The organism is Arthrobacter sp. TMT4-20, from assembly GCF_054510775.1.
In genome coordinates this window covers 69,911-93,806 of the sequence record NZ_JBTNDW010000004.1, presented here as the reverse complement: position 1 = coordinate 93,806, position 23,896 = coordinate 69,911, and the positions used below count along the sequence as shown (strand labels likewise).

18 protein-coding genes and 1 riboswitch are annotated in these 23,896 nt (G+C 62.8%); of the genes, 8 read left to right on the top strand and 10 right to left on the bottom strand.

Annotated features, from left to right (window positions below; genetic code table 11):
• Positions 1–4 precede the first annotated feature (4 nt).
• The 4 genes from ACX80Z_RS05835 (at position 5) to ACX80Z_RS05820 (ending at position 5,882) form a co-directional block, all read left to right on the top strand.
• On the top strand, positions 5–1,792 hold the full coding sequence (locus ACX80Z_RS05835) for an ABC transporter permease (protein ID WP_459315306.1): 1,788 nt from the start codon (positions 5–7) through the stop codon (positions 1,790–1,792).
• Between the two features lie 24 nt (positions 1,793–1,816).
• Positions 1,817–2,707, top strand: coding sequence for a glycerophosphodiester phosphodiesterase family protein (locus ACX80Z_RS05830; RefSeq protein ID WP_459315221.1), 891 nt, complete (start codon positions 1,817–1,819; stop codon positions 2,705–2,707).
• A gap of 17 nt (positions 2,708–2,724) precedes the next feature.
• Entirely contained in the window at positions 2,725–3,792 is a 1,068-nt protein-coding gene (locus tag ACX80Z_RS05825) for a LacI family DNA-binding transcriptional regulator (RefSeq protein WP_459315220.1), read from the top strand.
• Positions 3,793–3,929: 137 nt separating this feature from the next.
• The gene (locus ACX80Z_RS05820) at positions 3,930–5,882 is read left to right on the top strand and encodes a glycosyltransferase (protein ID WP_459315305.1); all 1,953 of its coding nucleotides are present in this window, start codon (positions 3,930–3,932) and stop codon (positions 5,880–5,882) included.
• Between the two features lie 52 nt (positions 5,883–5,934).
• Here ACX80Z_RS05820 and ACX80Z_RS05815 read toward each other — a convergent pair whose 3' ends face one another.
• From ACX80Z_RS05815 to ACX80Z_RS05795, 5 genes are all read right to left on the bottom strand, one after another.
• Complete coding sequence (locus ACX80Z_RS05815; protein WP_459315219.1) at positions 5,935–7,134, bottom strand: glycosyl hydrolase; 1,200 nt, start codon at positions 7,132–7,134, stop codon at positions 5,935–5,937.
• A gap of 83 nt (positions 7,135–7,217) precedes the next feature.
• Positions 7,218–7,293, bottom strand: a riboswitch (cyclic di-GMP riboswitch).
• A gap of 157 nt (positions 7,294–7,450) precedes the next feature.
• A complete protein-coding gene (locus ACX80Z_RS05810; protein WP_459315218.1) occupies positions 7,451–7,873 on the bottom strand; it encodes an ATP-binding protein in 423 nt (140 codons plus the stop codon).
• The gene (locus ACX80Z_RS05805; protein WP_459315217.1) at positions 7,866–8,198 is read right to left on the bottom strand and encodes an STAS domain-containing protein; all 333 of its coding nucleotides are present in this window, start codon (positions 8,196–8,198) and stop codon (positions 7,866–7,868) included. The genes ACX80Z_RS05810 and ACX80Z_RS05805 overlap by 8 nt, the downstream gene beginning before the upstream one ends.
• 98 nt (positions 8,199–8,296) lie before the next feature.
• Positions 8,297–9,490, bottom strand: a complete 1,194-nt coding sequence (locus ACX80Z_RS05800) for a PP2C family protein-serine/threonine phosphatase (RefSeq protein ID WP_459315216.1) — start codon at positions 9,488–9,490, stop codon at positions 8,297–8,299.
• 109 nt (positions 9,491–9,599) lie between these two features.
• Positions 9,600–10,814 (bottom strand): PP2C family protein-serine/threonine phosphatase, encoded by a 1,215-nt coding sequence (locus ACX80Z_RS05795; RefSeq protein ID WP_459315215.1) that lies wholly within the window; start codon positions 10,812–10,814, stop codon positions 9,600–9,602.
• A gap of 358 nt (positions 10,815–11,172) precedes the next feature.
• On the opposite strand from ACX80Z_RS05795, the gene ACX80Z_RS05790 reads away from it, so the two are divergent.
• Positions 11,173–12,390 (top strand): NRAMP family divalent metal transporter, encoded by a 1,218-nt coding sequence (locus tag ACX80Z_RS05790; protein WP_459315214.1) that lies wholly within the window; start codon positions 11,173–11,175, stop codon positions 12,388–12,390.
• Between the two features lie 26 nt (positions 12,391–12,416).
• Complete coding sequence (locus tag ACX80Z_RS05785) at positions 12,417–13,181, top strand: putative hydro-lyase (protein ID WP_459315304.1); 765 nt, start codon at positions 12,417–12,419, stop codon at positions 13,179–13,181.
• A gap of 11 nt (positions 13,182–13,192) precedes the next feature.
• On the opposite strand, the gene ACX80Z_RS05780 is transcribed toward ACX80Z_RS05785, so the two are convergent.
• Genes ACX80Z_RS05780 through ACX80Z_RS05765 form a run of 4 tightly spaced genes read right to left on the bottom strand, consistent with a single transcriptional unit; the run spans position 13,193 to position 18,162 of the window.
• Complete coding sequence (locus ACX80Z_RS05780) at positions 13,193–13,936, bottom strand: GntR family transcriptional regulator (RefSeq protein ID WP_459315213.1); 744 nt, start codon at positions 13,934–13,936, stop codon at positions 13,193–13,195.
• 31 nt (positions 13,937–13,967) lie between these two features.
• The gene (locus ACX80Z_RS05775) at positions 13,968–15,725 is read right to left on the bottom strand and encodes an acetyl/propionyl/methylcrotonyl-CoA carboxylase subunit alpha (RefSeq protein WP_459315212.1); all 1,758 of its coding nucleotides are present in this window, start codon (positions 15,723–15,725) and stop codon (positions 13,968–13,970) included.
• A gap of 11 nt (positions 15,726–15,736) precedes the next feature.
• Complete coding sequence (locus ACX80Z_RS05770; protein WP_459315211.1) at positions 15,737–17,407, bottom strand: 5-oxoprolinase subunit B/C family protein; 1,671 nt, start codon at positions 17,405–17,407, stop codon at positions 15,737–15,739.
• The gene (locus tag ACX80Z_RS05765) at positions 17,404–18,162 is read right to left on the bottom strand and encodes a LamB/YcsF family protein (protein WP_459315210.1); all 759 of its coding nucleotides are present in this window, start codon (positions 18,160–18,162) and stop codon (positions 17,404–17,406) included. Before ACX80Z_RS05765 ends, ACX80Z_RS05770 begins: the two co-directional genes overlap by 4 nt.
• A 110-nt stretch (positions 18,163–18,272) precedes the next feature.
• On the opposite strand from ACX80Z_RS05765, the gene ACX80Z_RS05760 reads away from it, so the two are divergent.
• Together ACX80Z_RS05760 and ACX80Z_RS05755 are read left to right on the top strand one after the other, a co-directional pair.
• A complete protein-coding gene (locus tag ACX80Z_RS05760; RefSeq protein ID WP_459315209.1) occupies positions 18,273–20,000 on the top strand; it encodes a hypothetical protein in 1,728 nt (575 codons plus the stop codon).
• A 171-nt stretch (positions 20,001–20,171) separates the two neighbouring features.
• Complete coding sequence (locus ACX80Z_RS05755) at positions 20,172–21,467, top strand: MFS transporter (RefSeq protein ID WP_459315208.1); 1,296 nt, start codon at positions 20,172–20,174, stop codon at positions 21,465–21,467.
• Between the two features lie 6 nt (positions 21,468–21,473).
• On the opposite strand, the gene ACX80Z_RS05750 is transcribed toward ACX80Z_RS05755, so the two are convergent.
• Positions 21,474–23,804, bottom strand: coding sequence for a coiled-coil domain-containing protein (locus tag ACX80Z_RS05750; protein ID WP_459315207.1), 2,331 nt, complete (start codon positions 23,802–23,804; stop codon positions 21,474–21,476).
• Between the last annotated feature and the right edge of the window lie 92 nt (positions 23,805–23,896).

Here is a 23,896-nt window from a genome sequence, read left to right as displayed (position 1 = left end):
CCAGATGCTGCGCAACCCGCTCTTCCTGGTCCTGACGCTGTTCCTGACCTGGTTCATTTTCACGTTCCTCCTGATGCCGAACTTCGCGATCCTGCGGTCGGTCTTCGTCTCGCCCGAGGGAAGCCTGACGTTTCGATCGGTCGAGCGCCTCCTGTCCTCCGAACGAGCCGTTGACGCACTGCGCAACAGCTTTGTCCTCGCCGTCGTTCTCTCGGTGACGGTCAACATCGTCGGTATTTTCATCGTCCTCGTCACCAGGTTCTATGACATCAAGGGCGGGCGCATCCTGTGGCTCGGCTACGCGACAACCCTCATCTACGGGGGAGTGGTTCTGGTCGCCGGCTACAAGACGGTGTACGGGCCGAATGGTGTCCTCACCCAGGTCGTCGGTTCAGTGCTGCCGGGCATTGACCCGCAATGGTTCTCCGGGATGATCGCCGTGATCTTCGTGATGACCATTTCGTCCACCGGCTACCACCTGCTGTTCATGTCGGCAGCAATTGCCCGGGTGGATTACCAGACGGTCGAAGCCGCCCGGATGATGGGCGGGTCCGACTGGGCCGTGCTGCGCCGGGTGGTGCTGCCGATGCTGAAGCCGATCATCTTTGCGATCACCATCCTGACCTTCCTCGCCGGACTGGCCGCGCTCGCCGCCCCACAGATTCTCGGCGGTGAGTTCCAGACCATCACCCCGATGATCCTCGCCTTCGCCAACAGTCCAACCTCACGGGACCTCGCCGCCACGCTAGCCATCATCCTGGGCATCTCAACCATCGCCCTGCTGGCGCTGATGAACCGCTTCGAGAAGGGCGGCGTGTACTTCTCCGTCTCCAAGGTGCCCGTGGCACTGCAGAAGCAGAAGATCCAGAACCGTACCGCCAACATCGTGGTGCACGTGATGGCCTACGTCCTGTTCCTCATCTACGTCCTGCCGCCAGCACTGATCGTGTTGTTCTCCTTCACCGACGCCCGCTCCATCAACTCCGGGACGATCAGCCTGGACAGCTTCACCCTGGAGAACTACATCAATGTCCTGACCGAAGAGCGCGGCTACCGGCCCTTCCTGGTCAGCATTGGCTACGGTGCGGTGACCGCCGTCGTCGTCATTGTCCTGATGCTTTTCACCGCGCGGATGATCCAGCGGTACCGGAACAAGCTGACGATTGTGATGGAATACCTGCTGCACATCCCCTGGATCCTGCCAACCACGATGATTGCGCTGGGACTGATCCTGACCTTCGACCACGCCCAACCTCTGGTGGGTGGTCAGGTCCTCACCGGAACGGTCGGGATTCTCGCGATCGCGTACGTGATCGTGAAAATACCCTTCACGTTCAGGTTGCTGAAGGCGGCGTTCGCCGGGGTCCCCGACAACGTCGAGGACGCCGCAGCGATTCTTGGCGCCGGTTCGATGTATACGTTCCGCAGGGTCCTGGTTCCGCTGGTGTTGCCGGCGGCTGCGGCCATCACCGCGCTGAACTTCAACAGCCTGCTGGACGACTACGACACCGCGGTGTTCCTCTCGCACCCGATCTATCAGCCGCTGGGCGTGGTGATCCGCAACGCCACCACCGGGGACCAGATCAACGACACCACCGCGCTGACCTTCGTCTACACGGTGCTGTTGATGATCATTTCCACGTTCACCATGTGGCTGGTCTATGGGCGGAAGTCATCAAGCGACCGGGCCAACAAGCGCCAACGGAAGGCTGCCGCCGGGTCGCAGGGCCCGGCGTCGTCAACGGTGGAACCCGCCGACAAGGCACCTGTTCGCAACGACAGCTTGCCCTGATCCATTCACAACCTAAGGATGTCCATGTTCGGGCAAGACCAGTTCCACTCCATCAACTCGCTGCTCAACAACAGGTTCGCCGAGAAGAACCCCCTGGTGGCCGTGCACCGCGGGACAGGGTTAGGCATGATCGTCGAGAACACCTCGCATGCCGTGACGGCTGCGCTCCGCAGCGGCGCCGACATGGTGGAAATCGACGTCATCCAATCCACCGACGGTGATTTCTACGTCTTCCATGACGGCACCGAACCGGAGAACTTCGGGATCGATCACCTCATCACCACCCTCAGCACTGTTGAGGTTGACGAACTGGTCTACACCCAGAAGACCGCGGCGCCCCGGGTCCACGTCGAGAAACTCGAGCACACCCTGACCTCTTTCCCCAACGTGCTGTTCAACATCGACCGCTCCTGGTTCTACTGGGACCTGCTGCTGCCCTGGCTTGACCAGTTCGACATGGCCGAGCAGCTCATCCTCAAGGCTCCCCCGACACAGGCGGCGATGGATCTCCTCCGCGCCCACCCGGTGAAGTATCCACTGGTGGCCATCGTCTCCAGCCAGGAACAGCTGGCCGCGGTGCTCGAGGACCCGGAGATCAATCTCGTCGGGGTCGAGCTGCTGGCGGACAGCCCCGCCCACGCGTTCTGCGATCCGGCCGTGGCCAAGGTCTTCCAGGACCGGGGACTGCTGGTTTACCTGAATGCTTTGAACCTCAGCGACGGAACCGTTCTGATGGCCGGCTGGGATGACAATCTTTCGGTGACCGGCAACCCGGATGACGGCTGGGGGCGCCTCGTCGGCCTTGGCGCCGACGTTATCCAGACCGACTGGCCTGCGCTGCTGAACGCCTACCTTGGCCGGGATATCCGCGGACTAAGCTGGCAATCAAGTGCACACTCAATGCAGCGGAGCTAGCGGTGAGGATGGATCGCTTGGCAGAGAAGAAGAACGACGACGCCAAACCGGCCTCTGCGTGGTCAAAGGTCACCATGTCCGACGTCGCACGGGAAGCCAACGTGTCGACGGCAACCGTGTCCCGGTTTCTCGACGGGATGGTGCCGGTCCTGGAACCCACCAGGGCCAAGGTGATGGAGGCGATCAAGAAGACCGGATACATCCGCAACGAGGCCGCCACGCGGCTGGCACGCGGAACCTCCGACACCGTCGGACTGCTGATCCGCGACCCGAACAACCCGTACTACGGAATCCTGCATTCCGAACTGCAGCTCGGTGCGGCCGAGCATAAACTCCACCTGCTGACCGTCGCATCCCCTCCGGGGTTCAACCCGATGACTGAAAACTTCGGACTCCGCCGGCTGCTCGAGCAACGGGTCGGCGGCATCCTGGTCGCCACCGGTACCATCGCGCCCGATGAGCTGTCCTCGTTTGTCCGTGACGTTCCCACGGTCGTCCTGGGTCGGCCCGAGGAACATCCGACCCTGAACACCGTCTCGCTGGACGAGGTTGCCAACGCCCGGCTGATTGTCGACGCCATCCTCGCCCGCGGGCATCAAGACATCGTTGTCACCTTCCCCGAAACCAACCACTCGGGTCTGCTCATCGAGCATCTGCGTGGCACCTGGCTGACCCGCCACCTCCGGGAAGCCGGAGCCAACGTCATCACCGTTGATACGCCCTCCTTGTCGTCGGCCGATATCGAATCAACTCACCGGCAGGTCATCGACCTGGTGCGGGACCAGCAGGTGACTGCGGCCCTCTTCACCTCTGATATGAAACTGCTGGGCTTCCTCAAGGCCGCCCAGGAAGCCGGCATCCGGGTCCCCGAGGACGTTTCCGCCACGGGATTTGACGGCCTGCTCCCCGGCACCGAGTTGTTGGGGCTGGCCACGGTGCGGCTGCCTGTGGAGGCGCTGGCCAGGCGCGGCATGGAAATCATTCACGAGGAAATGGTCGGTGACGCGAAGCTGCCGGTCCGCCATGAGTCGCTGGTCGGATCGTTCCTGCCCGGACGCACCCTGGCAGCACGGCTTCCCCAATAGCGTGGATGGGCGGTTCTTGGGGGGATCGCCCATCCCGAGTACCCCACGTAACCAGCCCGGTTATTTCAGTCGATTCCTATATTCTTGACTCTGACGAGCGGGGGGATCGCCGCTCACGGCGTAAGACTGGGGCTCATGTGCATCGTTTTTTAATCCGCTTGCTGGTGGTTCTGACATTGATTCTGGGGGTTAACTATGTCGCTTGGCGGTGGCTGGAATCCCTGAACTGGTCGGCCTGGTGGATCGCTGTTCCGCTCATTATCGCGGAAACGTACAGCCTGATCGACGTTCTGCTCTTCGGGCTGACAACCTGGCGAACCAGGGAAAGAACGCCTCCGCCGGCTCCTGAGGGATTGGCCGTCGATGTGTTCATCACCACCTACAACGAGCCGCTCGACATGGTCATGAACACCGCCCTGGCTTCCCAGCGGATCACCTACCCTCACGCAACCTGGATCCTCGACGACGGAGCCCGAGATGAGCTGCGGTTGCTGGCCGAAGCGCACGGGATCGGCTATCTGACTCGAGGGGAAGAGTGGGCAAATCGCCCGCGACATGCGAAGGCCGGGAACCTGAACAACGCACTCATGACGACGCGCGGTGAATTCCTGCTTATTCTCGACGCGGACCAGATCCCCAAACCGGAAATACTGGATCGGACGCTTGGCTATTTCAATAACCGCAAGGTTTCCTTGGTCCAGACACCCCAATGGTTCGTCAATGTTCCCGACGACGATCCACTAGGTAGTCAAGCACCACTTTTTTACGGTCCGCTTCAGCAAGGCAAAGACGGATGGAATGCTGCCTTCTTCTGTGGCTCCAACGCACTTTTACGTCGCGAGGCGCTGATGCAGCTGGGATTAGTGGGCTACGTAGCCGAAGTGGAACGCAATATCCGGTCGGCGCTCAAGGGTGCCCGGGCAGCGGTGCGCAAGGCGCGAAAATCCAACGAAGCAGCCGCGCCAATGGTGGCCCAACTGCTCGATGACGTGGAGGTGGCCACCGAGAAGGCCAGTGCCGAGCTCAAAGCCGGCAAGTCCTTCAGCGAGATCACTTATAACCTGCGACGCACGGTCGACGCGGCCGTCCAGGAGCTCGTAGCAGCGGATTTCTCGGTGCTTCAGGCCGACCTGGCCGAAATCATGGCGATGGGCTTGGACAACGGTGGCGCCCCGTTGACCCCGGCCGATGTTGACGAGGCGGTCGCGCACCTGTCTTCGCGAGAATGGTCCCCGTTGGGAGCTTTGGAGTCGGTTCAGGTGGTGCTGGAAGCCATCTCGGTTGAGCGCGGTGCCGAGGCCCAACCGGTTATGCCGCTGGCCACGATATCCGTGACCGAGGATATGGCTACCTCAATGCGTATGCACTCACTTGGTTGGAAGAGTGTGTACCACCACGAGATTCTCGCGATAGGTCTCGCACCAGAAGACCTCAAAACCATGCTCACCCAGCGGCTGCGCTGGGCGCAAGGCACTATCCAGGTGCTTTTGCGAGAGAATCCTCTTTCGCAGAAGGGGATGAAATGGACCCAACGGCTGATGTACTTCGCGACGATGTGGAGCTACCTATCCGGGTTCGCGGCAGTTGTGTACATTGCGGCCCCAATTATCTACTTGCTGCTGGGCATTCTTCCGGTGAATAGCCTCAGCTCCGAGTTCTTTATTCGTTTCATTCCGTTCATGATCGTCAACCAACTGCTCTTCATGGTGGCCGGGCGCGGCGCCAAAACGTGGCGTGGCCAGCAGTACAGCCTTGCCTTGTTCCCGATCTGGATCAAGGCCTGTACCACCGCAGCGCGGAACGTGTGGTTCGGCCGACCCCTGGATTTTGCTGTCACTCCAAAGGTGAAGCAGGACCGCAGCCACGATTGGCACTTGATTCGCCCTCAACTGGTTGCGATGGGGCTGCTTGTTGCAGCTGCCGTCGTCGGTCTGGTTCGCCTGGCGGTCGGTTTGAACGAACCCCTGGGCACAGCCGTGAACGTGTTCTGGGTAGTTTATGACCTCATTGTGCTGAGCGTGCTGTTCAAGGCCGTGCGCTATGAAGGATTCACCTCAGACGAGAAAACAGTGAAGGCCTTGAAAGCCTGACCCGATAGTCGGGCAGCCAGATTGGAACCTGTAGTTGTCGCTCATTCGATGATCAGCGGCGGCTGGCGAGGGCCGCTTTGAAAGCACTGGTTGAGGAGTCACTGCTGTTGATGCGCCAATCGGCTTCCTTGTTGATGTGGAACCAGATGAGCGCCACAACATCTGCTTGCGCTGAGAGGTAGCTAAACAGCTCGGTATTCCAGGCGGCTTTTGATCCGCCGAGTTCAGACGACGCCGTTTCGGCGATCATGATGGGTTTACCGGGGGCGAGCTGCCTGATTTGTGACAGCCCCTCACCGAAGAGGTCTTTCGGTTCCTGCCACGCGCTCCAACTTTGAGATGTGCCCCAGTTGTAGCCGTCGAGCGCCACCACGTCGACATAGCCGGGGCCCGGATACAGGTGGGTCAACGGAGTTGACCCCCAGTAAGGTACATTCGGATTCCAGACCCAGCGGATGTTGGTTGCTCCAGTAGAGGCGAGGACGTCGTGCACATGCCGGTAGGCTGCAACGTAGTCGCCTGTCCCGTTGCCATTGACCCCTTCGGACCAGGGATACCAGTCGCCGTTCATTTCGTGACCGAATCGTAGGTAGACCGGGTGGCCCCACTTGCCTAGCGCCGTACCCCACTGATGCAAATAGTTATCAAAATCGCCTGAGGCGATGCGGTCCAGGGAGTATGCAGGTTGCTCCACCCCGTTCCCCCACGCCCACGGCTCCCACGTCAACAAGGTGTCGGCTCCCCGTGCACGCACCGCGTCAAGCTCGGCCAAGGGCGGAGCCTGGTTGAAGTCCTTATATGAGAGGACGAGCGAGGGCGCCTCGCCGGCCATCGCCGCCACCTCATCGAGCTCCATGGTGGCGGCCGGGCCACCGTTTGTCCCCACCCCGAACCGGATTCCCTTTGGGGAGGTAGCCCCGGCGTCCGGTACAGGAGCAGCAGCCACAATAGTGAAGACTGAGAAGGCTGATGCTGAGCCAACTTTCGCGGTAACAACCACAGAAGAGGCCCCGGCCGGAATCACGACGGCGATCTGGAAAGCCCCCGTTGCATTGGTGCGCATCACAGTGGTGGTGGTGCCAGCAACCACAGATCCTTTGGTGTTTTTGGGGAAACCGGTACCGGTAACCGTCACAGATGTCCCCGCCTGCCCGGACGAGTGGCTGAGGCTGATTGCTGCTCCCGCCTGGGCTGCGGGAACAACTCCAAGAGCGAAGATCATGACGGTGCAGAGCAGCAGCAGGATACTCACGACAGGGTTTCGACGAGTCAGCCCTCGAGGGGCGGAAGGGGATAGCGACACGGCAGAGACCATAGCTGGCGGCACCTTCGGGAGTTGGTAGCCCGGCTGACCCGTAGGGGCCCCGTGGCTTTGCGTCCCCGGCTCACACCGGGTTTGCCTTTTACATCAAGACGGTTGCCCAAATGCCCCGACCATCCGTTGTGGTCGAGGTTCTCATTGTCTCGCGGGAAGGTCACCAGGTCCCACGGAATCGATAAGCATTAGTGCAGGGTTTCCACAGGATAGACAAAGGGGCCAGCCGGCCTCAGCTCAGTTCTGTGATGTTTCAGTTCTGTGATGTTCGAGACAGCACCCAGGTGTTGGTGGCATCCTGCCGTTCAAATGTGACGGTGGTGACCAGCGACTGAATGAGTGCCAAACCGCGGCCCGACTCTGCGTCCTGGTCCGGGGTCATCGGCTCCATCGATCCATACGGTGGCTTGGCATGATAGGCACTAAGGCAAGCCCGTAGCTGGGTAGGCCGGACTTCTAGGTCCACGCTAATTTCCAGTGGGGCCTCACCGGCAGGCTCTGCGTGCTTGACAATGTTGGAGGCGGACTCAATAACTGCCGTGGTGAAGGTCATCTGGTCCATGTCCTGGATCAGAGGGAGCTCAACCCAGAGGCTATCGAGCTCGTTGTGAACCGCCTCCACGGCGCTTTCGGTAGCCAGTCCGCGATAGGTCCGAGAAGCCAGGATGTCAGTCATTGCTGAAAGCCTCTGCAGCTGTCGCATATGGCGTCAAAACCTTGTCCATGCTGGTGAGTTGAAGCACCATCTTCACTTGCGGCTGAACGGCCGCAATCCTCAGGTCGCCGCCAGCCTGCCGTGCGGCCTTCAGGCAGCCGATAAGCGCTCCTAGCCCTGATGAATCCATGAACACCGCCTGTTCCAGGTTGACCACGATGCGTGTCGATCCATCAGAGATCAGCTCGGACACAAATTCCCGCAATTCCGGGGCGGAGACCATATTCAGGCGACCGTCCGCCTTGACCTCGGCGTATGTCTCCCTGGTTTCGTAACTAAATTTCACTTATTACCTCACATACCTACGGCTTGCCACGGGCGAAAAGAATCTTCTAAAGCATTACATGAGCTACGCCATTAGTGATGCATCCAAACGAATTGGGGTCAGTCTCTGCGCAGGATCAAAACGGTCACGTCGTCGGTGGGGGTGCCCGCGCTGCTGAGGAGCAGGTCCAGATCGGCAGAGAGGTCGTCGCTGGAGGATAGTTTCGCCAACTCGCAGGCGAGCTCGTCAAGGTTTTCGTTAAGCAGTTCAAGGAGTCCGTCGCTGGGGATAATGAGCGCATCGCCCGAGTCGAGGGTAAATGCGTGGGTGTTCCACTGCAGGCCCGGCATGATACCGAGGGGGCCGCTGCCGGTAGCGAGTCGGCGGGCTCCGGCGCCAGCCGGAACGTAGTGCGCCAGTCCATGACCTGCATCCGCATAGGTCACTATCCCTGTGACAGGGTCGAGTTCGCCGTGGAATGCAGTGACGAAACTTTCAGTCCGCGCGAGGTTATCGATGAGTTCCCTGGATACCGTGGTCAGGGCTGATGCTGGATCAACGTCCGCGGTAGCCCGCAGGCCAGCCCGGATAGTGGCGGTGAGGATCGCTGGGCCGGTGCCCTTGCCCATGACATCCGCCAAGGTAAAACGGAATCGGCCGTTCACGAGGTCCCAGTCGTAGAAATCGCCGGAAAGATCACCGGCCGGGCGGAATGCGGCGGTGATGGTGTAACCGGGGATAGGCGGAGCCTGCTCGGGCAGGTGCGCTTGCTGGATTCTGGCGCCGTTCCTCAGATCGGTGCGGACATTGATCTCGCGTTGGACGATAGCGGCAAGATCCTGCAGCACTTTTTCCTGTTCCCCATTGAACGCGCGGGGCTCCTGGTCGCTGATACAAAGCGTGCCAATGTTATGACCGCCTGGACCTTGCAGAGGCTGTCCTGCATAGAATCGGATGTTGGGTAGGCCTACAACATAGGGGTTGGTCCTGAACCGGTCGTCCTCCTCGGCGTCCTCAACCACGAGGGTGTCGGGGGTCATTATGGTGTGGGTGCAGAATGATTCAGCCCTTGGCCCATTCACCTCCAGGTTGCCAGCGATCGATTTGAGGAACTGCCTGTCCTCGGCGATGAGCGAGACCGAAGCGGCGCTGACACCGAAGAGCTTCTGGGCAAGCCTGGTGATCCGGTCGAAACCCTCTTCGGCTGGCGTGTCGAGTAACCCCGTGTCGGCGAGAGATTCGAGTCTTTCAGCTTCACCCTTTGGTAGCGCAGGGAGGTCCCGTCTCGGGATGTCGAGCACGGACTCATTCACGCGGATACTTGCCCTTCATAGTGTCGGCCGCGAGGGCGGCTGATCCGGTTAATACAAATCGATCGTAACCGTTCTTTGTTCACGTCGATCAAACCTCAAGCGACTTTTGTCAGGAGCTGCCGGCCAGCTGATGGCCGCTTGGCTCCAGATCATTCGGCCACGCTGGCTGCTCAACAGTTCTGCGGACGGCGAGGACGGCCACGTCATCAGGGTTATTGGTGGTGAGAGCAAGTTTTTGCACCATCTCCACTATGTCTTTGGCCGAGGTGGCGGTGAGTGCAAGCTGAGCGATCTCGTCGATGGCAGCCAGGGTGCCGTCGTACAGGTCGAGCACTCCGTCACTGAGGCTGACAATCATGTCTCCGGGAGCCAACCAAATCTCGAAAGAATTCCAGGTGGAATCCGGGAGTAGTCCAACGGGTAGTTCTTTTGAAGAGAGCCTTTCCCAACTGTCGTCTGCCCGGATGAGCAAAGTCAGCCCGTGGCCCGCGTCTGAAAACAGGACTCGCCCGTCCGAGGCGCGGAGGCGGGCGTGGAAGATCGTGGCGAATGAGGCTGCCTGGCTTAGTTCTGTCGTCAGGCAATCTGATGTGAGGCTAAGTGCGACGGCCGGATCTTCGCTGTTTCTCGCGCTGCGGATCACTGCGCGGGTGGTTGCGGCGATCATTCCTGCGCCTGCACCTTTGCCCATGACGTCCCCCAGAGTGAATCCGAGACCTCCTTTGATTTCATACCAGTCGAAAAAGTCTCCGCCAACAGCCTTGGAGGGGACGCACGCGCCGGCGGTTTCGTAACCACTCAACAGTGCTGCTTCTTTTGGCAAGAGATAGCCCTGAATTTCAGCAGCCCGGCTCAGTTCGTCAGCTGAGGCTGCAGCCTGTGCCCTTGCGGACCTCAGGCGTCTGCGGGCCCTGGAAGCCAACTCATTGACAACTCCCGCAGCCAGCGAAAAAACGATCACACTGTAAAAACCACGAAGTAGCTCGTTCGGGTTGTCCTCTGTGCCAGCACCCAGGGCGAAGGGGACGAGAATAGCGACCGCAGCGCCGAGAGCAGCGTAAGGAATATACCGTCGACCTTCGATCGCGGCCAGCCACAGAACGGGAAGGAGCACCAGGGAAGCATAGATTGATTGACTGTCACCTCTCCCGTGACGAAGCAGCCCTGCTGCGAGGAAATCCGCCGCAGGAATGAGTAGCAACAAACGCGGCGTGGACTGCCGCGAAACGATCACAGCCCACAGCGTTGCCGCGACTATCAGCACGGTGCCAGCAACCAGGGACGGCCAATGACTGACCGTGAGGGTCGAAATGAAACTGCTCATCAGCGCTGCGGCCAAGAAAAGCACAGCAATGGGAAGCTGTTTAGCCAACGGCGAGACATCATAAGATCCTGGAAGATGTCGGACAGGACCAAAGGTCATGCTGTAGTTCCTTTCATAAATGCCGGTAATCCGCAGTTCGCAGCATGTCACCCCAACCCAGAACGCAGTACCAAGCCTGTTTGATCCTACCTAGGAAGTCACTGATTCCTACCGCGGGGAGAGGGCAGAGATTAACTTGTTGGCACGCTCATGATCCCAAAATTGTTGAACAATACCTTGCGCAGATTGTTCAACAACCTGTAGGGTCGTCTCCACTACTAAATGTGACTCCAGTCACCTTGAAGTTACGGACGGGCCCATGGCAGATACCGAGAACAAACCGAAGCTGAGCTCCTCTGCTCGGCGCACCGCGCTCCTGGGCGCCATGTTCCTCATGGCGACCAGCGCCATTGGGCCGGGCTTCATCACCCAGACCACAGTGTTCACCGCCCAGATCGGCGCAGCGTTCGCGTTCGCCATCCTGGCGTCGATCCTCATCGACATCGCCGTGCAGATGAACGTCTGGCGGGTCATCGGCGTTTCCGGGCTGCGTGCCCATGAGCTCGGCAACAAGGTCCTTCCCGGCGTCGGTTGGTTCCTGGCCGGCCTGGTCTTCATTGGCGGTGTGGTCTTCAACATCGGCAACATCGCCGGCACCGGGCTCGGCGCCAACGCGATGCTCGGTATCGACCCGAAGATTGGCGGCGCGATCTCCGCCGTCATCGCCATCATGATCTTCGTCAGCAAAAAGGCTGGCATGGCGCTGGACCGGATTGTGGTGTTCCTCGGCGCCATCATGATCCTCCTGATGATCTACGTGGCCATTGTCGCCGCTCCTCCCGTCGGTGAAGCCCTCAAGAACGCGATCCTCCCCGAACAGATCGACTTCCTCATCATCACCACCCTGGTGGGCGGCACCGTTGGTGGCTACATCACCTACGCCGGTGCCCACCGCATGCTCGACTCCGGGGTCACCGGTCCGGACAACGTGGGAGAAATCACCCGCAGCTCGGTGATCGGCATCCTGGTCACCGGAGTCATGCGGGTGCTGCTGTTCCTCGCGATCTTCGGCGTCGTCGCCGGCGGTGCGGTACTGACAAGCGACAACATGGCCGCAGAGGCCTTCGGTATTGCGGCCGGTGAGATCGGCATGCGGGTCTTCGGCATCGTCCTCTGGGCCGCCGCAATCACCTCGGTGATCGGAGCCGCGTTCACCTCGGTCTCCTTCATCACCACCTCAAAGACACCCGAACGCAAGCGGAACCTCATCACCGTCGCGTTCATCGCCGGTTGCGCCGTGGCCTACCTGTTCCTTGGCCAGGCACCACAGGAACTGCTGATCTTCGCAGGCGCGTTCAATGGGCTGATTCTGCCGGTCGGCTTCGGCGTGCTGCTCTTTGTCGCCTGGCGTCGCCGCGACCTGATGCACGGCTACGTCTACCCCAAGTGGCTGCTGATTGTCGGCATCATCACCTGGTTCCTCACCCTGTTTCTCGGCTACACCTCCATCACCGGGCTGGCTCAGCTGTGGGGCTGATCAAGCTGCCGGTTGACCCGGCCGCGATGCTGCCCGCCGACGCGCGTGCCGCCTTCCGCGCCGGACTGGTGAGCCCGACGTCGGGCTGGTCCCGCGGCTACGCGCAGGTGAACGTGTTGGCGATCCCGCGGGAGCAGGCGTTCGATCTGCTCCTGTTCGCCCAGCGGAATCCAAAGCCGTGCCCCATCCTCGGAGTGTTGGAGCCGGGCGAAACCACCGGGCCGCTGCTGGCCGGCGGCGACATCCGGACCGACGTCCCCAAGTACACCGTCTATCACGACGGCGTCCTGGTGGACGAGCCCACCGACATTACCGAGCACTGGCGCGATGACCTGGTGACATTCCTGTTCGGCTGCTCCTTCACCTTCGAGACCGCGCTGCAGGACGGCGGCGTCCGGATTGCGCACATCGACCAGGGCGTGAACGTGCCGATGTACCGGACGAACCGGGAGGCAGCCCCGGCTGGTGCCATGTCCGGGCCGCTGGTGGTGTCCATGCGTCCGGTTCCGGCAGCCCAGGTGGCCGACGCCGTCCGCATCACCTCCCGGTATCCCGCTGTCCACGGAGCACCCGTACACGTGGGGAATCCGGAGGAGCTGGGTGTCGACCTGGGTTCACCGGACTTTGGGGACGCGGTGCAGATCCCCGAGGGTCATCTTCCGGTGTTCTGGGCCTGCGGGGTCACCCCGCAGGCGGCGGTGATGGAGTCACGGCCGCCGCTGGCAATCGGCCACGCACCGGGACACATGCTCATCACGGACGCCCGGGACAGCGACTACCTGGTGCCCTGACTGTTGGTGTCCTAGGACGCTTCGTCGGCGAGGTGGCCCAGGAGCTCGGCCTCGGCCGAGTCCAGGTAGGCACGCAGCCCTGCAGCGGCTTCGTCACGCTGCCCGGCCCGGAGCCGCTCGACCAGCTGCACGTTGCGGTCCACATAGTGGCTGTGAAAGTCAGGGGCCGACGCCATCGCGTGGAACACCAGCCTCATCTCGGCGAGCACCCGGTCCATCAGCGTGCGCAGCGATTCGCTGCCGGTCAGGCCGACGACGGCGCTGTGCAGCGCCTGGTTGGCGTCGGCCATGTCGGGCACCGATCCGGCGTCGCGCGCCGCCTGGGCCCGCCGGACAATGGCTTCCATGTTCTCAAGGACCTCGGGGGTGACCTCGCCCCACAGGGCGGCGGCGGGTTCGATCATCCGGCGGACGCGGTAAATCTCGCGTACCTCCTCGGCTCCCGGGGATGCCACGAACACGCCGCGATTGGGAATCCGCGTCACAATCGACTCGCTGGCAAGCGTGGAGAACGCTTCACGCAGGGTATTGCGGGAAACGCGGAGCGCCGTCGACAACGACTGCTCCGACAACTTGGACCCCGGCGTCAGCTCGCCGGCGGCGATCCGACCCCGCAGGACGGTCGCGATCCACGCCGCCGTGTGCGCGTGCTCGGCCGACCCTGAGCCTGCCGATCCCGATCCTGAACCCGAACCCGAACCCGAACCCGATCCTGTTGCCCCGTTATCCAGCTCCGTGGCTGCTTCGATAGCCATTGTTTTCCCCCACCCTCGTCACCAACAGATGTTAGCCGACCGTGCTGAGAACCTTCCCCAGGATTTCTCCGCGCGCGACGGCGCCACCCGGCTCCTGCCCGCCGCGCTGGAACGTGCCGGCTGACGTGGAGAGCACCTCGGTTTCCATCTTCATGGCCTCCACGACGGCGACTGGCTGGCCCGCGGTGATCGTGGCGCCGTCGTCGGCCAGCCACTTCACCAGGGTGCCGCCCATCGAAGCGGTGACTGCGCCGTCGTCGTTCGCTGCAGTATCGGGGGACTGTGCGGCGGCGCTTCCGTTAGCGTTGCCGCCACCGTTCATCAGGGCGGCGAAGACCTCGGGAGGCAATCCCAGCTGGACCGCTTTGCCGTCGATTTCCACGGTGAGGGTTTCCCTGCGGGCGAGTGGACCGGTGGTGCCACTCGACAACGCAGCGTCCAACCGTTCAGCGAAGGCATTCTCGATCCAGGTGGTGTAGACGCCGAGCCGTTCCGGGTTGGTGAAGTCGGGGTCCCGCACCACCGCGCGGTGGAAAGGAATCACCGTGGGGAGGCCTTCGATCCGCAGTTCGTCGAGCGCAGCGCGGGCCCGGCGGAGGGCCTGCGGCCGGTCTTCGCCGTGGACGATGAGCTTGGCCATCAGGGAGTCGTACTCGGCGGGGACGCTGGAGCCGGAGCGCACCCCGGTGTCCACGCGGATGCCCGCACCGGTGGGCGCCTCGAATACGTCGATCGGGCCGGGGGAGGGCAGGAACCCGCGGCCGGCGTCCTCGGCGTTGAGCCGGAACTCGATGGCGTGGCCCTGCGGCGCCGGATCCTCGGTGATGCTGACGGGCAGGCCGGCGGCGATCCGGAACTGTTCGCGGACCAGGTCGATGCCCGACGTCGCCTCGGTCACCGGATGCTCCACCTGCAGGCGGGTGTTGACCTCCAGGAAGGAGATCACGCCGTCGGGCGCCACCAGATACTCAACGGTGCCCGCGCTGGTGTACCCGGCTTCGCGGCAGATGGCGCGGGCCGACTCGTGGATGCGGCTGCGCTGATCATCGGTCAGGAACGGGGCGGGGGCCTCTTCGACAAGTTTCTGGTTGCGACGCTGAAGGGAGCAGTCGCGGGTGCCGACGACGACGACGTTGCCGTGCGTATCGGCGAGCACCTGCGCCTCGACGTGACGCGGCTTGTCGAGGAACCGTTCGGCGAAGCACTCGCCACGTCCGAACGCGACGGTGGCCTCGCGGACCGCCGACTCGAACGCGTCGTCGATATCTTCCATCCGGTGGGCGATCCGCATCCCGCGACCGCCGCCGCCATAGGCAGCCTTGATGGCGACGGGGACGCCGAACTCCTCAGCAAAGGCCCTGACCTCCTCGGCATTGGCGACCGGTCCGTCGGAACCGGGGACCAGCGGGGCGCCGACCTTGACCGCGATCTCGCGGGCGGTGACCTTGTTGCCGAGGCTGCGGATGGCATCGGGTGACGGGCCGATCCAGATCAATCCGGCGTCCTGCACTGCGTCGGCGAAGTCGGCGTTCTCGGAGAGGAAGCCGTAGCCGGGGTGCACGGCGTCGGCGCCGGCCTGCTTCGCGATGGCGAGGATCTTGTCCATGTTGAGGTACGTGTCGGCGCTGGCCGACCCGCCCAGCGCGTAGGCCTCGTCGCTGAGCCGGACGTGGAGGGCGTCGGCGTCGGGCTCGGAGTACACGGCCACCGAGGTCAGCTCCGCGTCGGTGCACGCGCGGGCGATGCGGACAGCGATTTCCCCGCGGTTGGCGATCAGGACCTTCTTCATGGTTGCTACTTTCACGAGCGTCGGGTGGTGATCGGGGTCTGTATCTTTGTCAGGGGTTGCAGAGTCTCCGGGTCGACGGACTGGAACCGCAACGCTGTTCCGGGCGGCAGCTGGGCGGCGATCGGCAGGTCATCGGGGACGACGACGCCGATCACCGGATACCCGCCGGTCACCGGATGGTCGGCCAGGAACAGCACGGGCAGCCCCGAGGGCGGCACCTGCAGCGATCCGGCGACGACTCCTTCGCTGGGAAGTTCATCGGCGGTGAGGCGTTCGAGCGGCTCTGCGGCTTCCTGGTTCTCGTCCGTGGCGAGCCGGACGCCGATCCGGTTCGATTCGGCGGTCACGGTCCAGGTCTGGCTGGTGATTGCGGTCCGGGATTCGTCAGTAAACCAGTCGTGCCGGGGGCCGCCGGTGATCCGCAGGAGCACAGGGGTTTCCAAACCCAGCCGGACGGCGTCGGGAAGGGTCGACGGTTCCGCTGCGCCGACCGTGCGGCCCTGGTCAATTGCCCCAATCGGCAGGACCACCCCGGCCGCGAGGGGATCCGGTCCGATCCCCGACATCACATCGGTGGACCGGCTGCCCAGCACTTCGGGCACATCGATTCCACCGCGGATGGCCAGGTAGGTGCGTAGCCCGGCGTCGGGCTGGTCGAGGGTGAGGGTTTCGCCGTCGTGCAGCGCGAACGGTGAACACATCGGTGCAGTGCGGGTGCTGTCGCCGCCGGCGTCGTTGGTGGTGGTGATCTCGACGGGTGTGATGGCTCCCGCCAGGGCGAGCGTGAGTTCGCCGTGGGCCCGGACGGTGAGGCCGCCGAGGATGGTTTCGATCACCGCGTCGCCCGGTGCGTTGCCGACCAGCCGGTTGGCTTGGCGGGCGCTCGCGGTATCGGCGGCGCCGGCTTTGGAGACGCCGACGTCGCCGAGGCCGGGTCGGCCCAGATCCTGGATCAGTGACTGCGGTCCTGGCGTGAGGACCTCGAGCGAATGACCGGTTTCGCTGGGCGCGTCCGTCGACGCCCCCGCACCGGCTGCTGGGTCTGACACCGTGACCGTTTCCCGCACAGCCACGTACTGCACGGCGGTGCCCGGACGGAGCAGGGCCGGTTGGTCCCGACCCAGATCCCAGAGGCGGGACGCGGTCCTGCCGATCAGCTGCCAGCCGCCGGGGGAGCGTCGCGGATAGACGGCCGAGAAGTTGCCGGCCAGCGCCACCGCTCCGGCGGGGACGGCGGTGCGTGGTGAGGTGCGGCGGGGAACGGTGAGCGTCTCGTTCTCGCCGACCAGGTACGCGAATCCGGGGGCGAAGCCGCCAAACGCAGCCGTCCACAGTTGGCCGGTGTGCGCGGCAATGACACCGTCAGGGTCGAGGCCGGTGAGGCGGCCCACTTCGGCGAGGTCGTCGCCGTCGTACACCACCTCGATCCGCACCGGATCGCCGACCGGCGCTGAGTCAGCGGCCGGTGATGTGTCCAGTTGCGCGACGGCGGTCCGGGCGGCGCGGGCGCTGGTGCCGGAGTCGAAGACGGCGAGCACGGTCCGGGCGGCGGCGAGGACGTCGACCTGCCCACGGAGTGGGTGCTGCTGCAGGTGGGCGTGGACCGCGAGGACCGATTCGAGCGATTCGAGCTGGATCAGGAGGGCACGGGGCCCGGCCCAGCGAATCTCGGGAGGGGTCACACGAAGCTCCGGATGTCGATGCCAGCGGCCTCAAGATCGCGGCGGACGGCGGCGGACATGGAGACCGCGCCGGTGGTGTCGCCGTGGAGGCAGATGCTTTCGGCGGTGGTCTTCAGGGTTGAGCCGTCGCGGGCGATGATGACTCCCTCGGTGGCGAGGCGGACCATATTGGCGGCGACCTCGTCCTCGTCGTGGAGGACGGCTCCGGATTCGCGGCGTGAGACCAGGGTGCCGTCGGGGTTGTAGGCGCGGTCGGCGAAGGCTTCGGCCACGCCGCGGAGGCCCGCCTTCTCTGCTGCGTCGAGGGCTACCGACCCGGGGAGGAGCAGCAGTGGGAGGTCGCCGCCGAACGCCTTGACGGCGTCGACCACTGCCTGGGCCTGCACCTCGTGGGTGACGATGGTGTTGTAGAGAGCGCCGTGGGGTTTGACGTATTTGATGGTGCCGCCTGCGGCCCGGGAGATCGCGTCGAGGGCGCCGATTTGGTACAGCACGTCGTCGGCGAGCTCTGTGGAGGAGAGGTCGAGGAAGCGGCGGCCGAATCCGGCCAGGTCCCGGTATCCGACATGGGCGCCGATGGTGACGCCGGCTTCGACGGCGTCCCGGCAGGTCTGCGCGATGGTGGAGGGGTCCCCGGCGTGGAAGCCGCAGGCGACGTTGGCGCTGGAAACGGAGCGGAAGATGGCGGCGTCGTCGCCCATGGTCCAGTTTCCGAACGATTCGCCGACGTCGCTGTTGAGGTCGATGTACACCATTGTGATCCTCGTCTCTCCTGAGTGGTCTCTCTAGGATGCACGAGTTTAACGGATTGTTCAACAATTATTCATCCGAGACTTTTGGGCGGCAAGGGTGGCATCATCGATTGATGAGCCCTAAGAGCCGCACGCGCAAGCCGAAATCAGCGGGCAAGGAGAGGCGAAACGCCCCTCCGCCCAATCCCATCGCCGAACTGTACCGCCGGGTCGCGCCGCATTTCGCTGCGGACTTGGACCAGACGTCGTCGTTGGAATCGGAGCAGATGGCGTCGGCCGTCTACGCAGGCATGCACCAGACCACCAATCTGGGCGCAGGCATCGACAACACATTGTTCAGCGACTGGGTGGGCCACGCTGAACGTCAAGCTAATCGGACCTCAGCCGCGGTGCTGTGGGCGATGGCGCAGGTAGTCGATGCGCCCGGTGACGCCCAGGCCGCAGCCGCCGCCGGACGGCTGGCCGAGGCCGGGGTCGAACCGCCTGCCTGGCTTGCCCCGCTGCGGAAACTGGAAGCCACTGCGGCCTGGATGCTTACTGACGTATTCGGTGACTTCATTGAAATTGTCATCGAGTTCCGCGCCGGGCGACGTAAACATGGTCTGTACCTGAGCATCGACACCAACCATCTGGGCGGCTACGCCACTGAGGTGGTCTTCAGCGACAGTGCACGCAATCTCCTCAAGACCCTTGAACGCTCGGCATGGAGAATGGCTGGGGCAGCGGTGGTGCCGGTTGGGCTGTCGGAAGCACGCCGGCTGGGCCTTGATGCCATCGCGGCCACTGACATCACCAGCAACCCGGAGGTGGGTCCCACCTACGACCAGGACCGGGCTTTGGCGCTGAAGCGGTTACTTGCGCTGCCGGAGAGCGGCGTCGTCGACCTCAATACGCGGAGGGCGCAGAGCGAAGCCGAAGAAAAGGCGCAAATTCAAGCTGATGAGGTTCAGTCCGAGCGGTTGGTTGCCACGTTCATGCGGGACATTCAACAGGACATAGCTCCTGCATCGGCGCGGGCATTCAAAGAGCAGTTCATTCGCCTTGCCGACTTGGCGATTGGCTTTGGCCGTGACTACGACGGCGGCCGGCTGGTGCGTGTGAGTCCGCCGAAAATGGACACATTTGTTGGATGGTTCCTTCCGCGCAAAGTGATGCTCGACGACGTCGAGTTGGAGGCACTTCCCTGGTTCCTCAACGCGTGGGTTGACTGGTGCGCCGCGCAGATGGGGCTCCCCGAGGCGGCCGTGGACTTGCTGGTGGATGCTGTCGGGGAAGCTCTCGACGACGCTGAAGAATTGAGGAACTCGGATGAGGACGAACGGTCACCGGGGATGGCCTTTCTTGAAGGACTGGATCTGGCGAACCTTGAGGAGGCGCAGGCTGCGATGGACCGTCGACAACTGGCGATGCCGTACTTTGGCACCTGGATTGGCGACGATGACTACCCGCAGCTGAACGCGAACAAGCCTCACGAATTGCGGTTGCTGGTGCTGGGGGAGCTGAAGGAACTGCACACGGTGGGAATGGACGAGTATCCTTCCAGTGCCGCACCCGATGGTTCTCCGGTGTGGAGCGCTGCGCTGCGTGAACTGGTGGTGTCCCAGCTGTGGAACGATGAACCACCTCAAGTGTGGCAAGCAGCCCAGCGACTGCGGACGCAGGGGCTGGGTCGTGAGGAGATCCTGGATCAACTGCAGGCGGTGCTCGCCGGCCATGTGGATGCGACCAAGGTTCAGCCGGGCTCCGGGTTTGGCTCGGCTGTGCATATCAAGGGTTACATGGCCGCGCTGGCAGCTGTCGGCGCTGCTGGACGAAAAGGCGGCCACCTTCGGTCGGTATAGAGGGCCTGGTTTGGTAGGTGCGGTGCTATATCCGATTCAAACTGTGCATGCACTGCATCCATTGCATGCACTTTTCGAAACTGAGAATGCATGCATCGCATGCAACGCATGCGCCTTTTCAAACGCATACCCTCCCACGCACCCGTAGCCGGTTCCCGCTACGCTCTTCCCATGACTAGCAGCCAACCACCGAAGCGAGCGTTCGCCGGGCCATCCGCATCGAGATCGACATCGGCGGTAACGGCGACGGTCGACATCGTCGCCGTCCAGCGGCGTACCGTCTGGGTGCTGATTGTCGGGCAGATCCTGGGCGGGATCGGGATCGGGTGCACCGTTTCGATCGGGGCGGTGATGGCCGCCAACATTTCCGGGTCGGATGCGCTGTCCGGTACGGCGACGACGTTGAGCACCCTGGGTGCCGCGGCGAGTGCCATTCCGCTGGCGCGGCTCGCGCAACGGCTGGGCCGACGTCGGGCGCTGACCACTGGTGCGCTTCTTGCGGCGACGGGATCGGTGGTGGCTATCGTTGCCGCGTGGCTGAGCTCGTTCCCTCTGCTGTTGCTTGCTTTCGCCTTTCTCGGCGTGGGCACCGCGGTGAATCTTCAAGCCCGATTCGCAGCCACCGACCTGGCGAGTTCGCAGCATCGGGGGCGGGACCTCTCCTTGGTGGTCTGGTTCACTACGATCGGCGCTGTGCTGGGGCCGAACCTGATCGGGCCGGGTGAGACGATCGCGTCGACGCTGCAGATGCCGTCGCTCACGGGGTCCTTCCTGATCGCTGTGTTTGCCCAGCTGGCCGCAGCGACGGTCTACCTGGTGGCCCTGCGCCCCGACCCGTATCTGTTGAGTAAATCCAACGCTCCCGAGAATGCCAGTGAGGCAGCTCCCGGCGCCATCCATGGGCGGGGTCCGCTGGTGTTTGCCATTGGCTCCATCGCTATCAGCCACGCGGTGATGGTGTCGGTGATGTCCATGACGCCTGTGCACCTGATCAATCACGGTGTCACGCTGACCATTATTGGGCTGACCATCAGCTTGCACATTGCTGGGATGTTTGCGCTGTCGCCGGTCTTCGGGTGGCTCAGCGACAGGGTGGGCCGGGTGGCGACCATCCTGATTGGGCAGGGCCTGTTCGCGGTGTCGCTGCCGATCGTTGCGTTGGGCGAGGACGATCCGGTCCTGGTGACCGTGGGACTGGTGTTCCTCGGACTGGGCTGGAGTGCGGCCACTGTCGCGGGGTCGGCTCTGGTGGCGGATCTTGCGACCGGTGCTGCCCGGCCGAAGATTCAGGGCCGGACCGACCTCATCATGAACCTTGCCGGCGCTGCAGGGGGAGCGGCTTCCGGTGTGGCTCTGGTGCTGATTGGCTATGCCGGGTTGGCGTGGGCCGCGGGGGTGCTGGTATTGCTGACCGTGCTGGGTTCGATTTCAGCACGGTCAGCCGCTACCAGGACTGCGCATCCCTAGAAGGATTCAGGCGACGCAACCTCCGAGGGCGATCTGGCCGTCGATCGCACGGATCTGCTGCTGAACCTCGCCAAGCTGACCCTGCAACCCGATAAGCGTCGATTTCAGAGCTTTGATCGCGTCCTTGTCTTGCTTCTTCTGTGCCTCCAATCCACGCAGCGTGGTCTGCGTATCGGTCACCTTCTGATCGAGTGCAACCAACTGTCCCTGCAAAGTCTTCAACTGTGTCTCACCGGCGCTGATCTCACCGTTGAGATTGTTCAACTGCGCCAGCAGCGGGGCCACCCGGTTTTGCAATGCGAGGACCTCAGCCTCCGTCGATGTGATCCGGGAGTTCAATCCGGTGAGCGTGACCACCAGTGCTTCCGCCTGGGTGCTCAGAGTGGATACCTCGCCCTGCTTGGAGATGACCGCTGCAGCGGCATCATCCGCTGCCTGCTGCAGCTTCGCCAGTTCAGCGTCCAGCCCCGCGACTTCAGTCTTCTTCTGCTCCACCGACTCCGCTGCAGCGTCGGCGGCAGTGGTGGCCGCGGTGAGGTCGGAGCGCAATCCGTCAAGGATCAATTGCTGATCATCAATCGCCTGTTCGGCTTCAGCCACGCCATCGCTCAGGGCCGGCAGTGCTTGTTGTAGATCAGCAACGATCTGTTCCTGCGCTGTTGCCTTGCTTGCTGCCTCCGACGCGGCAGACGCGAACTCATCAAGTTCGCTTTGCAGTGACGCGAGCTCATCTTCCCGTGTTGTCAGCGCTGCCTGAGCATTGTCTGCTGCCTCTTCCAGCGCCGGAAGTTGGGTACGGAGTGTTGCAATCTGGCTGTTGGTAGCGAGGACGGCGTCATTCGCAGCGGTAAGTGCTGCCTGAAGTGGTGCCGCCTCCTGTTGCAGTGAACTGCTTTCCTGCTGCTTGAGGACAAGGTCGGAGTTGAGGGCATCCACATTCTTCTGAAGTGTCGCAAGGTCGCCCTGTAGACCGGAGATGGTGCTGGTCTTGTCGGTTATCTGAACATTCAATGCTGTCAACTCAGTCTGCTTGTCGGCACGGAGTTTCTGAAGATCCCGCTTGGCGCTGGAATTGCCGTTAATGGCGTCGATCTGGGTTGTTAGCGTGGCAATCTGCTCGGTCAAGACTGTTTTACTCGCGGTGAGGACGCTGAGCGAGTCCTGTGCATCCGTTATTTTGCTCCTCAACGCGGCAATAGCCTTATCCGCTGTGGCAATTTCGCTCTGCAGGTCCAGGATTTGGGTCCCGACGGCCTGCTGCGCGGCAGCGTTCGCTGCGGCCGCGGAAGCCGCCTGCTCCGCGTCGTCTTGCAGGTCCAGAAGTGCCGATTCGGCGGAGGCAATCTGTTGGGAGGCTGCTGCAACCGCGTCGGCGTCGTAGTCAGCGGCGGTCTGAGCATCGCGAAGCGCGATCTCCGCCTCGCTGACCGCGGTGTTCTGAGCCGTCAGGGCGTCAGCGGTCTTAAACGCATCGTCCTGAAGCTTTGTCAGTTCCGCTATCGCCGTTGCGATGGCGGCCGACTGGGCATCGAGGTCATCCTGTGCTGAGGTGCCGGCGTCGTCGAGTCGTTGGAGTTCAGCTTCCGCGTCGCTGACGGCGATGGTTGCGCTCTGGACCGCGGCAGCTGTGTTGGCCGAAGCTTCTTCCAACGCCACCAGATCGCGTTGGGCTGCGCCGAGCGTCCCCTGCTTGGCATCGACGTCGGCTGCTGAGGCATCCGCGACCGAAGTCAGTTCGGCCAATTCCTCTTCTGCTGCAGCGAGCAGAATCTGCTTCCGGTCGAGCTGCTCTCCGACGGTCATCGCCTCCTTGGCCAAGCCCTCGGCGGTCCCTTGATGGGTTGCCAGGCTTAGTTGCAGCGGTACGAGTTCTTCCCCAGTGTTCGATCGGGAGGTTTCAAGCTCGGCGATTGCTTTGTTGGCGTCGGTGATGTCCTGCGCTGTTGCTGATTGCTCAAGGGCCAAAGCTGCCAGCTTTTCCCGGGCGTCGATGATGTCTGCGTCAAGCTCAATTGCCTTGGTATCCAACGCCGCAATTGACGCGTCAGCAGTGGCGATTTCCGCCGCCAGCTTTTGGGCGGTGGTCTGCAGCGTGGTCCGCTCAGCCTGCAATGCCGCAATAGCTTCGACGTTCTTCTTGGCTGCCGCCTTCAGGAGGTTCCCTTGCACTGTGCCGCGATGCGCCAGTTGGTTTACCACCCCGTTGCAGATACCTGACTGGGTGTTCGGTGCCGCGGCGGCTGGTGCTGAAAACACCAGCATTCCCGAGAGAAGACCAGGCAGGATCACTGCGATGGCGAGACGGCGCGCGGGACTGTTACTCGGATTGATTGGCATTGAGACTCCTGAGACGAATGAGACGAACGAGACAAATGTTGTGGATCGTTCAGAAGTGAACTTATTGAGTATTCAACGAAAGCGGCAGAGTA